Origin of the sequence: Clostridium muellerianum (assembly GCF_012926525.1) — a bacterium.
Lineage (GTDB): Bacteria > Bacillota > Clostridia > Clostridiales > Clostridiaceae > Clostridium_AM > Clostridium_AM muellerianum.
Map to the genome: position 1 here is coordinate 111,645 of NZ_JABBNI010000066.1, position 11,543 is coordinate 123,187.

At 28.8% G+C, this 11,543-nt stretch carries 10 protein-coding genes and 1 pseudogene; 9 read left to right on the plus strand and 2 right to left on the minus strand.

Annotated elements, in window-relative coordinates; all coding sequences use genetic code 11:
- Positions 1-56 precede the first annotated feature (56 nt).
- Both HBE96_RS24150 and HBE96_RS24155 read right to left on the minus strand, forming a co-directional pair.
- The gene (locus tag HBE96_RS24150; protein ID WP_169300271.1) at positions 57-875 is read right to left on the minus strand and encodes a TIM barrel protein; all 819 of its coding nucleotides are present in this window, start codon (positions 873-875) and stop codon (positions 57-59) included.
- Positions 876-898: 23 nt separating this feature from the next.
- On the minus strand, positions 899-1,702 hold the full coding sequence (locus HBE96_RS24155) for an MBL fold metallo-hydrolase (protein WP_169300272.1): 804 nt from the start codon (positions 1,700-1,702) through the stop codon (positions 899-901).
- A gap of 153 nt (positions 1,703-1,855) precedes the next feature.
- Between HBE96_RS24155 and dprA the strand changes: the two are divergent.
- The 9 genes and pseudogenes from dprA (at position 1,856) to HBE96_RS24200 (ending at position 11,399) form a co-directional block, all read left to right on the plus strand.
- Positions 1,856-2,934 (plus strand): annotated as a pseudogene (dprA, locus tag HBE96_RS24160) (DNA-processing protein DprA).
- Between the two features lie 143 nt (positions 2,935-3,077).
- Positions 3,078-5,183, plus strand: a complete 2,106-nt coding sequence (topA, locus tag HBE96_RS24165) for a type I DNA topoisomerase (protein ID WP_169300273.1) — start codon at positions 3,078-3,080, stop codon at positions 5,181-5,183.
- A 256-nt stretch (positions 5,184-5,439) separates the two neighbouring features.
- The gene (gene codY / locus HBE96_RS24170; protein WP_169300274.1) at positions 5,440-6,216 is read left to right on the plus strand and encodes a GTP-sensing pleiotropic transcriptional regulator CodY; all 777 of its coding nucleotides are present in this window, start codon (positions 5,440-5,442) and stop codon (positions 6,214-6,216) included.
- 281 nt (positions 6,217-6,497) lie between these two features.
- Positions 6,498-7,199, plus strand: coding sequence for a 30S ribosomal protein S2 (gene rpsB / locus HBE96_RS24175; protein ID WP_169300275.1), 702 nt, complete (start codon positions 6,498-6,500; stop codon positions 7,197-7,199).
- A gap of 75 nt (positions 7,200-7,274) precedes the next feature.
- Positions 7,275-8,195 carry a translation elongation factor Ts gene (gene tsf, locus HBE96_RS24180; RefSeq protein WP_169300276.1) on the plus strand — a complete coding sequence of 307 codons (921 nt, stop codon included), beginning with the start codon at positions 7,275-7,277 and terminating at the stop codon, positions 8,193-8,195.
- A 131-nt stretch (positions 8,196-8,326) separates the two neighbouring features.
- Complete coding sequence (pyrH, locus tag HBE96_RS24185) at positions 8,327-9,040, plus strand: UMP kinase (protein ID WP_169300277.1); 714 nt, start codon at positions 8,327-8,329, stop codon at positions 9,038-9,040.
- 20 nt (positions 9,041-9,060) lie between these two features.
- Entirely contained in the window at positions 9,061-9,618 is a 558-nt protein-coding gene (frr, locus tag HBE96_RS24190; protein ID WP_169300278.1) for a ribosome recycling factor, read from the plus strand.
- Between the two features lie 78 nt (positions 9,619-9,696).
- On the plus strand, positions 9,697-10,458 hold the full coding sequence (locus HBE96_RS24195) for an undecaprenyl pyrophosphate synthase (protein ID WP_169300279.1): 762 nt from the start codon (positions 9,697-9,699) through the stop codon (positions 10,456-10,458).
- A gap of 143 nt (positions 10,459-10,601) precedes the next feature.
- Positions 10,602-11,399, plus strand: coding sequence for a phosphatidate cytidylyltransferase (locus tag HBE96_RS24200; protein ID WP_169300280.1), 798 nt, complete (start codon positions 10,602-10,604; stop codon positions 11,397-11,399).
- Positions 11,400-11,543: the final 144 nt, after the last annotated feature.

The window sequence follows — 11,543 nt, forward strand, 5'->3', positions numbered from 1 at the left end:
ATAATGCGAAGCAAAGTGAAAGTTTTTTCGGTTACTTGCGTCACATTATTTTTATATTACAAATTATTATATGTGTCTTTAAGTAGAAGAGAATCCTTTTCTAAAATTGGACTTTCGCATATAATACAGCCCTTTACATTGAAGTTTTTTAAAGCTTTTAAACAAGCAATATAATTAAAATCGCTTTCTTCTAAAGGTACATGATTTCTCTCTCCTTTTTCAGTGTAATTTATACCGGATAAATGGATATGAATGTCTTCGAGAGCAGCTCTTCCTAATTCATCTTCAATATATTTTAAAATAGATTCAAAACTGCTGTAGTCTTTTAAAATTCCATTAAATCTAGCATGAATATGGGAAAAATCTATACACAATTTACAGTGATCAATTTCTTTACATAAGCAAACCAGTTCTTTTAAATCTCCAAATTGACTACCTTTTCCTGTAGTTTCTAGTCTATAATCTACACCAAGATAAGGCAATTTAATTAGATTACTTTTTATAGTATTAAGGGTTTTTTCTTTAGAATCTTTCAAATAAAAACCTGGATGAAAAATTAAACTTCTACCCTTAACTTTCAGAAGTCCTTCTGCTCCCTTTAATATTCTTTCTATAGATTGCTCCTGTTTTTCTTTTTCATCAGCATTTAAATTTATATAGTAAGAACCATGAGCAGAAAGATAAAAATCATTATCCACTTTTGCATTTAGTATCTTATCTTTATTTTTATCTGTAACATTTACAGAACGTACAAAAGGTAATTCCATTGAATCTAAACCTATAGATTTTAAATAGATAATTCCAGATTCATAATTAAACTTTTTAGTACCATCTCCAATAGGAATACCTGATATACCAAATAATAAGCTATCCATAAGTAGCCCTCCTTTATAAATTATTAAAGATTTATTATTTCTAAATCTTTAGGTACTAATATGTTTCCAGAGAAAAATTTTCTTCCTTCCTCTGTATAAAGTTCTTTTTTATTTACAAGATTTTTATCCTCAGAGTGATATAAAATTATATTTTTTACATTTAATTTTGAAGCATTTTCACAGGCATCCTTTACTGTTGAATGAAATTTTTCATAAGGGTTAAATATATCTTTTTGAGAATATAAACAAAAGGCTTCATGCAACAAATAGTCAACCTTATAAGCGTATTTAAATAATAAGTCTTTATAAGGTTCATCGCCTAAAAAGGTTAAAGTTTTACAATTCATTAAATTTAAATTAAATCCAAATTGTAATTGTTTATCGCTTTGAATATCGAAAAAATTAACATCCCAATTAAGTATTTTAAAAGAAGAATCATTAACTATTTCTTTAAATAGAATTCTATTATCTATAAAATTTGCGAATTTTTTTTGAAGAAGTAAATCACAAATAGTTCGTATTATTTCTATTACATCTTTATGAGCATATATATATAAATTATTTTCATAAGTTCCGTTTATAATCTGCTGAGCAACAGCTCTTACAATCCAGATGATACCTGTAATATGGTCATTATGACTATGGGATATAAAAACATGATGTATGTTGTTAATAGATATGTCAGCGTTTTCTAAATAGGACAATATAGTATTACCGCCACCTGTATCTATGAGAAAATGTTCTCCTTCATTTGAAAGGGTAAAACATGTATTATAACATTTGGTTACCATAGCAGAACCTGTACCTAGTATGGTTATCTTTTCCAAATTTAAAATCTCCTTTCTAATATTAAAATTTTATAAATAATTATTCTGAACAAATATTAATATAACATATAAATAGCAAAATATGAATAAAAAATAAGAGTTATGACAAGAATTTTACATATTAATTACATCGATTGAAGGAAGGATATAAAAGTGAATATTTATGATTTATGGTTTAGTTCTATAAAATTGTCTAATAAAATAAAGCTTTATCTGCTAAAAAATATGATAAGCACAGAAGAAATATGGAATTATGCCTTTTATGTAAAGGATAATATAATAATTAATGAAAAAGTTAGATATTATATGAAAAAAGCCTGGGATAAAGTTCAATTAGAGGCTTTACAGAAGTATCTTTTAAATGAAGGTATTCAAACTGCAGGTTTTAATGAAAATATATATCCTAAAAATTTAAAAAATATTTCAGATGCCCCAGCAGTAATATTTTATAGGGGGAATATTAAAAAGGTAAGTGAAAGTTTTTCAGTAGGAATTGTAGGATCAAGGAATTGCAGTGTTTATGGTGAAAATGTTACAGAGATGATAAGCAGAGAACTTTCAAAAAATAATATAAATATAATAAGTGGTATGGCTAGAGGGATAGATAGCTTTGCACATAAAGTTTGCATAAGACAAGGAGGATATACTTGTGCAGTGCTTGGATGTGGAATAGATGTAATATATCCTAAAGAAAATAAAAAATTATACGATATAATTTCAGAAAACGGATGTGTAATATCGGAATTTTTGCCAGGAACACAACCACTTCCTAAAAATTTTCCAATAAGAAATAGAATAATAAGCGGCTTAAGTGATTTAATAGTTGTGGTTGAGGCTGGAGAAAAAAGTGGATCACTTATAACTGCAAGTTTGGCTTTAGAACAGGGTAAAGACATTGTTGCGGTTCCAGGAACAATTTTTTCTAAGCAAAGCTTGGGAACTAATAAATTAATTAGAGATGGGGCATATATATTTACTGATTTTAAAGATTTATTTCAAATATTAAATATGGATTATATATGTACAAATTACCAAAAATCAAGAAAAATGACAGGTATAGAAAAAAAATTTATGATAATATAACTGATACACCTGTGCATATAGATGATATATTTGAGAGAACTAATATTGACATAAAACAATTATATGAGGTATTATTTGAATTGCAGCTTAGAGATGAAGTAATATGCATTTCAGGAAACTATTATGTTAAGGTAAATAAAGCATTATAGAAGCACTAATATAATGAAATAAGGTATATTTATTTAGATAAGGAATAGTATTTAGTAAATGTAAAGAAAATAAGCAATATAAGTATAGTTCAAAACAAGGGGGTGTGAAGACTCTGATGTAAAATAATTCATCGGGGCACAAAATGGGACAAAAATTAGTTATAGTAGAATCACCGGCAAAAGCTAAGACTATAGGAAAATATTTAGGTAAAAACTATATAGTAGAAGCATCCATGGGACATGTAAGAGATCTTCCTAAAAGTCAATTGGGAGTTGATATAGATAATAATTATAATCCTAAATATATAACTATAAGAGGTAAAGGGGAATTATTAGATAAATTAAAAAAGGAAGCAAAAAAGAGCGAAAAAGTATATCTGGCAACCGACCCTGATAGGGAAGGAGAAGCTATTTCATGGCATTTATCGCACGTACTTAAATTAGATGAAAATGAAACGTGCAGAATAGAGTTTCATGAGATAACTAAGAATGCTATTAAAAGTGCTATTAAAGAACCTAGAAAGATAAATGTTGATTTAGTTAATGCGCAGCAAGCGAGAAGAGTTTTAGATAGGCTAGTTGGTTATAAAATAAGCCCGATTTTGTGGAGAAAAGTAAAGTGGGGCCTAAGTGCAGGAAGAGTTCAGTCTGTTACTTTAAAAATGATATGTGATAGAGAAAAAGAAATAGAAAATTTTACACCAAAAGAATATTGGAGCGTAGAATGTGAACTAACTAAAAATAAAGTTAAAAAATATTTTAAAGTTAAGCTTACTACTTTTAATAAGAAGAAAATAGAAATTGGCACAAAGGAAGAAGTAGATAAAATCATAGCAGAACTTAATAGTGGAGAATTTGTTGTAAAGTCCATTAAAAAAACATCAAAAAATAAAAATCCGTTAGCTCCGTTTACAACAAGTACTCTTCAGCAGGATGCTTATAAAAAAATAAACTTTGCAACTAAAAGAACTATGTCAATAGCGCAACAATTATATGAAGGTGTTGATGTAAAAGGGTATGGAACAGTAGGTCTTATAACATATATGAGAACAGATTCCGTTAGGATAGCTAATGAAGCTCAAGAAGCCTGTAAAAAGTTTATTAGCGAAAAATTTGGAGAAAACTATGTACCAAAGGAATTAAGAAGCTTTAAGGGAAAGAAAAATGCACAGGATGCTCATGAAGCTATAAGACCAACTAATGTAGAAATAACTCCTCAAATTGCTAAAGAAAATTTGAAGGATGAGCAGTATAAGTTGTATACATTAATATGGAATAGGTTTGTGGCAAGTCAAATGGCTTCGTGCATAATGGATATTACATCTGTTAATATAGCAAATGGAGGATATGCACTTAAAGCGAATGGATCCTTAGTGAAGTTTGATGGATTTATGAAGGTATATGAGTATGCCACAGAAGAAGAAAAAGAAGACATAAATTTACCCTTACTTGAAGAAGGAGAAATACTTCAAAAGAAAAACATAGAAGGCAAGCAACATTTCACTCAGCCTCCAGCTAGGTATTCAGAAGCTACTATAGTAAAGACTTTAGAAGAAAGAGGAATAGGAAGGCCTAGTACTTACGCTCCAATTATATCTACAGTACTTGATAGAAAATATGTGGAACGTGAAAAGAAGACTTTAAAACCAACAGAACTTGGATATATAGTGAATAATATAGTTAGTGAATATTTTAAACAAATAGTAGATGTAGAATTTACAGCAGAGATGGAAGAAAAGTTGGATTATGTAGAAGAAGGAAAAGAAAATTGGAATGCAGTAGTAAATGAATTTTTTACTCCACTAAAAGATGCTATAGATATAGCTGAAAAAGAAGTAGCAAAAGTTACTATAGAAGATAAAGTTACAGATATAAAATGTGAAAAGTGTGGAAGGTTTATGGTTATAAAGCATGGAAGGTTTGGAGATTTTCTTGCATGTCCCGGATATCCAGAATGTAAAAATACTAAAGCTATAGTAGAAGAATTAGATGTTAAATGCCCAAAATGTGGTGGAAATATTCTGATTAAAAGAAGTAAAAAGGGAAGAAGATTCTATGGATGCAGTAATTATCCAAAGTGTGATTTTGTAAGTTGGCTTGAACCAGTTTCACAGAAATGTTCTGTTTGTGGGAGTTATATGGTAAAAAAACATAGTAAAAGCAAAGGTGATTATTTGCAGTGTTCTAATAATGAATGTAAGAATATAGCCGATAGTACTGAGGTTCAGAATGTTAATAAAAATGAATAGGATAATAAGATATATTAACTAAAATGTCGAATTTTATAAAATTGATGTTGAAATGTAATAAGTATTATGTTATCATGTTAGAGTATGGACAATAATTCTAAATATTTAAAAAAGTCTAAATTATTAATACAATAACTCATATTTGTTTGAAATTTTAATAGTTGAATAGAAAAATTCATATAGCTAAATAAGGTACAGATAGATGTATAAGTATAATGGTTAGGACTAGTATAAAAAATAAAAAGGAGGAATACAAATGACATCATTGTTAAATAAAACAAGAATGTTAAATAAAATATTGCAAAAATCAGGAACGGAGCCAGTTGTTTTTGATGATATATGTAATTTATTAAGTGAAGTATTAGCGTGTAATGTTTACATTATAAGCAGAAAAGGAAAAGTACTTGGATATAACTTTTCAACAGGTTTTGAATGCGAAACAGTTAAAGAGAAAGTTTTAAGTGAAATGAGATTTCCAGAAGGGTACAATAATAAATTACTTAATATCCATGAAACACTTTCGAATTTAACTAATAATGGTATTTGTGTTTATGATGAAGGTGAACCTTGTGCCATAAAAAATAAGCTAACAACTATAGTACCTATAAATGGAAATAGAGAGAGATTAGGTACATTAATGCTTGCAAGGTTTGATGAAAACTTTACAGATGAAGATTTAATATTATCTGAATATAGTGCTACTATAATAGGACTTGAAATATTAAGAGCTAAGCATGATGAAATTGAAGAAGAGGCAAGAAAAAAGGCTGTAGTACAGCTTGCAATAGGTACTCTTTCTTATTCAGAATTAGAAGCTGTAGAACACATATTTAATGAATTAGACGGCAGTGAAGGATTACTTGTTGCTTCTAAAATAGCGGATAAAGTTGGTATTACAAGATCTGTAATAGTAAATGCACTTAGAAAATTTGAAAGTGCAGGGGTTATTGAATCTAGGTCATTAGGTATGAAAGGCACACATATAAGAATACTTAATGAAAAATTATTAGACGAGTTGAAGAAAATAAAATAGTGAATGAAATGTTTTATAAACCCGCATGAATAAGTCATGTGGGTTTAATTATGTTAATTATTTGAAATTTCGGCATTTTTTTAGGTTGAATAAAAATTAATAAATTTGAGGATAATTTTAATAAAAGTATTTAAATTTGTAGTTGAATAGCTTTAATGCTTATGATATACTACTAAGGTAAGAAAATACGCACATTATCCAATTTATAGAATAGTGCCTTTAATTAAAGGTGTTTTATAAATATGAAGATAATGGAGGTAAAAACTAGGAGGGAAAAATTTATGTCAGTTATTTCAATGAAACAATTATTAGAAGCAGGTGTTCACTTTGGACATCAAACAAGAAGATGGAATCCTAAAATGGCTCCATACATATTCACAGAAAGAAACGGAATCTATATTATAGATTTACAGAAGACAGTTAAAAAAGTAGAATCAGCTTATGATTTCATAAGAAGCGTTTCAGAAGCAGGAAAAGATGTTCTATTTGTTGGAACTAAAAAGCAAGCTCAAGAAGCTATTGAAGAAGAAGCAAAGAGATCAGGAATGCACTTTGTTAATAATAGATGGCTTGGTGGAATGATGACTAACTTTACAACAATTAAAAACAGAATAGGTAAGTTAGAAGAATTAGAAAAAATGGAAGAAGACGGAACTTTTGAAGTTCTTCCTAAGAAAGAAGTTATAAAACTTAAAAATGAAAAAGAAAAATTACAAAAGAACTTAGGCGGAATAAAAGAAATGAATGCTGGAAATATAGGAGCATTATTTATTGTTGATCCAAGAAAAGAAAAGAATGCTATATTAGAAGCTAAAATTCTTGGGATTCCAGTTGTAGCTATAGTTGATACAAACTGTGATCCAGATGAAGTTGATTACGTAATACCTGGAAATGATGATGCTATAAGAGCTGTAAAATTAATAACAGCTAAAATGGCAGATGCTATTATAGAAGGAAGACAAGGCGAACAATTAGCTGAATAATTTAGTAAGATAGATGAAGAAAGAAATTTTCTTCATTTATCTTTTAAATCAAGTTTGAATTAGGAGGAATTTACGATGATAACTGCACAGATGGTTAAAGAACTAAGGGAAAGAACTGGAGCAGGCATGATGGACTGCAAGAAAGCTTTAAATGAATCTAATGGAGATACAGAAAAAGCTGTTGAAATATTAAGAGAAAAAGGTTTAGCAGCTGCTGCTAAAAAAGCTGGAAGAATAGCAGCTGAAGGAATAGTTAAAACTTATGTTTCAGAAGATGGAAAACTTGCTTCAATAGTAGAAGTTAACTGTGAAACAGACTTCGTTTCAATTAATGATGCTTTTGTAGAATTTGCTGGAAATGTTGCAAAACAAGCAGCTAGTACAGATGCAGCTACAATAGAAGATTTCTTAGAAGAAAAATACATAGCAAATGAAGAAAAAACAGTTCAAGGTGCTGTAACAGATTTAATAGCAAAACTTGGAGAAAACATGGCAGCAAGAAGATTTAAAAAACTTTCTGTTCAAAATGGAGTAATTGAAAGCTATATACATGGTGGCGGAAGAATTGGTGTTCTTGTAAAACTTGAATGTGAAAAAGATAGCGAAATTTTAAAGGAAGTTGCAAAAGATGTTGCTATGCAAGTTGCTGCAACAAATCCATTATTTTTAAATAAAGATTCAGTTGATAATGAATCTTTAGAAAAAGAAAAAGAAATATATAGAGTTCAAGCATTAAATGAAGGAAAACCAGAAAAAATCGTTGAAAAAATGGTTATGGGAAGAATTCAAAAATACTATAAAGAAAATTGTTTAGTAGAGCAGGTTTGGGTAAAAGATTCAGATCTTACTATTCAAAAATATCTTGCAGCAAAATCAAAAGAAGTTGGTGCTCCAATAACAATTGGTGATTTTGTAAGATTTGAAAAAGGTGAAGGTATAGAAAAGAAAGAAGAAAATTTTGCTGAAGAAGTTCAGAAGCAGATACAGGGTAAATAGCAACTGAAAAGAGAACACTGCGTGTTCTCTTTTTTTAAAGCAAGATTACTTTGCATTTGTTTAAATTTTATATAAAATGAAACTTTAAATTTAAATAGTATGTAATTTTTTACAATTTGGAGGTATAATATATGTGTAAGCCTAAATATAAAAGAGTGATGTTGAAACTGTCAGGAGAAGCTTTGGCGGCAGACAAGGGGTATGGAATAGACTTTGATGTTACTAATAAAATAGCTCAAGAAATAAAGGCATTAATAGATATGGGCGTTGAAGTAGGGGCTGTAGTAGGTGCTGGAAACATATGGAGAGGAAGAAGCGGAGAAGGAATGGATAGAACTACCGCTGATTATATGGGTATGCTTGCTACATGTATAAATGCTTTGGCACTTCAAGATTCTCTTGAAAACATTGGAGTTAATACAAGAGTTCAAACTGCAATAGAAATGAGAGAAGTAGCAGAACCTTTTATAAGAAGAAGAGCTATGAGACATTTAGAAAAGAACAGAGTAGTAATTTTTGGAGCGGGTACAGGAAATCCATACTTTTCAACGGATACTGCGGCAGCATTAAGAGCAGCTGAAATTGAAGCAGATGTTATACTTCTTGCTAAAAAAGTAGATGGAGTTTATGATAAAGATCCTCATAAATATTCAGATGCTACAAAATTTAATAAATTAACTTACATAGAAGTATTAGAAAAAGGATTACAGGTTATGGATTCTACGGCAACATCATTGTGCATGGATAATAATATTCCTATTTTAGTATTTGGATTAGATAATCCAGAGAATATAAGAAAAGCTATATTGGGAGAAGAAATTGGTACATTAGTTTGCAAAGAATAAAAAATAAGGAGGTATTTTCTATGATAAAAGATATAATCCAAAAAGCAGATGAAAAAATGACTAAAACTATTGAAGTATTAAAAAAAGAATTAGCTTCTATGAAAGCAGGAAGAGCTAACCCTGCTATGCTTGATAAAATAGAAGCTGAATATTATGGAACCATGACTCCATTAAACCAGCTTGCAAACATATCAGTTCCAGAACCAAGGGTACTTGCTATTCAACCTTGGGATAAGTCATCATTTAAAGCTATTGAAAAAGCTATATTAAAGTCCGATTTAGGAATTAATCCATCCAGTGATGGAGAAATGATTAGACTAATTATTGCAGAACTTACAGAGGAAACAAGAAAGAATATTGTTAAGAATGTAAAAAAAGATGGAGAAGATTCAAAAGTTGCAATTAGATCAATTAGAAGAGATTGTAATGATAAGATAAAAGCATTGAAAAAGGAAAGTGACATATCAGAAGATGAAATAAAGAAGGCTGAAGATGATATTCAAAAAAAGACGGATGCTTTTATTAAAGAAGTAGATAAAGTTGTAGAAGCTAAGGAAAAAGAAATTATGTCACTATAATTATTTAAACCTGCGAACTCGCAGGTTTTTATTAACATATAAAATTTAATTATTATACTTGTGAATGGAGAATAGTCTATGTTAAATTTTTTTAGCGCTAAAAAGAAAGATAGAAGTGAAAATATAGAAATTGATATGAGCAGAATTCCTAAGCATATAGCTATAATAATGGATGGTAATGGTAGATGGGCTAAAGAAAAAAAACTTCCTAGAACTATGGGACATAAGGCAGGAGTAGAAACTATAAGAGGTATTGTAAAAGAAGCAAGTGCTTTAGGTGTTAAGTATTTAACCTTATATGCCTTTTCTACAGAAAATTGGAAAAGACCTTCTGACGAAGTTAATGCTCTTATGAATTTACTTATTCAATATTTAAGAAAAGAATTTAAAGAATTAAATAGCAATAATGTTATTATAAATCATATTGGAGAGATATCAAAATTACCATCAGCATGTCAAAAAGAATTAATAGATGCATATAACAATACAAAAAATAATACTGGTTTAACTTTGAATTTGGCATTGAATTATGGCGGAAGAAATGAAATAGTTCGTGCATTTAAGCTTATGTATGAGGATATAAAATCCAATAAGTTGAATGAAGAATGTATAAATGAAAATCTTATATCAAAATATATGTACACTAATAGTATGCCTGATCCGGACTTAATAATAAGACCAAGCGGTGAGCAAAGACTTAGTAATTTTTTACTATGGCAGTGTGCTTATTCAGAATTTTGGTATTCAAATATTAAATGGCCTGATTTTACTAAAAAGGATTTACATAGAGCAATATATGACTACCAAAATAGAGATAGAAGATTTGGAGGAGTAAAATAGCATTTTTAACTTAAAATACATTAAGTTAATTTACATATTGTATTGAATTTTAGTTGGTGTATTAGTGATTATCTTTCTCTCTATAAGGAGGAAGTGTTTATGCGTTAGCCATGGTTAAAAACTATAGCTTAGGAGATGATGGCGTGAATAATAGATATATTGGAGCAGTTATATTAGCACCTTTTCTTATATTTTTATTTTTAGGTGGAATGTATTTAAAATATGCAATAATGGTTTTATCATTATTAGGAATGTATGAATTTTATAAAGTAGTAGAAGAAAAGAATATTAATGCTGTAAGTTTAATAGGATACTTACTGTGTATAATTTATTATATAAGCTTAGATACAGGAACAAGTTTAAGGTTTGCATTTTTTATGATTATAATAGCTGTTTTTATTTTAATGTGTATACCTGTAATAAATTTAAAATATAATTTTATAGATGTTTCTATAACTATATTTGTATTTTTGTATGTAGCAGTATTTTTTAGCTTTATTGTATTAGTAAATAATAAACCTTTTGGAAGGTATTTAGTTTGGTTGATATTTGTTTCTTCATGGTTGTGTGATACGTTTGCTTATTATACAGGAAAGGCTTTTGGAAAAACAAAATTATGTCCTAAAGTAAGTCCTAAAAAAACTGTGGAAGGTTCTGTAGGTGGAATACTTGGTAGTACGTTATCTTGTGGAATACTTGGATATATATTCAATTTGAATGGAATACATATACCTGTTTATAATTTTTTTATTATAGGTGCACTTTGTGGAGCAATTTGCCAGTTCGGAGATCTTACAGCATCGTCAGTAAAAAGATACGTTGGTGTTAAAGATTATAGTAATTTAATTCCTGGACATGGAGGAGTATTAGATAGATTTGATAGTATATTGTTTTCATCTGTTATTGTATATTATTATTTAACTTTTATAATAGGAATATAAAAAATATATTATATTGAATTTTAAAGTTAGTATAATTATTACTAAAATGGCAGTTAAAACATAAAATTAGGAAAAGCATATTATGGTGTGAACTTTTATAGAATATTTGAAATCACACTATAATATGCTTTTTATATGGATTAT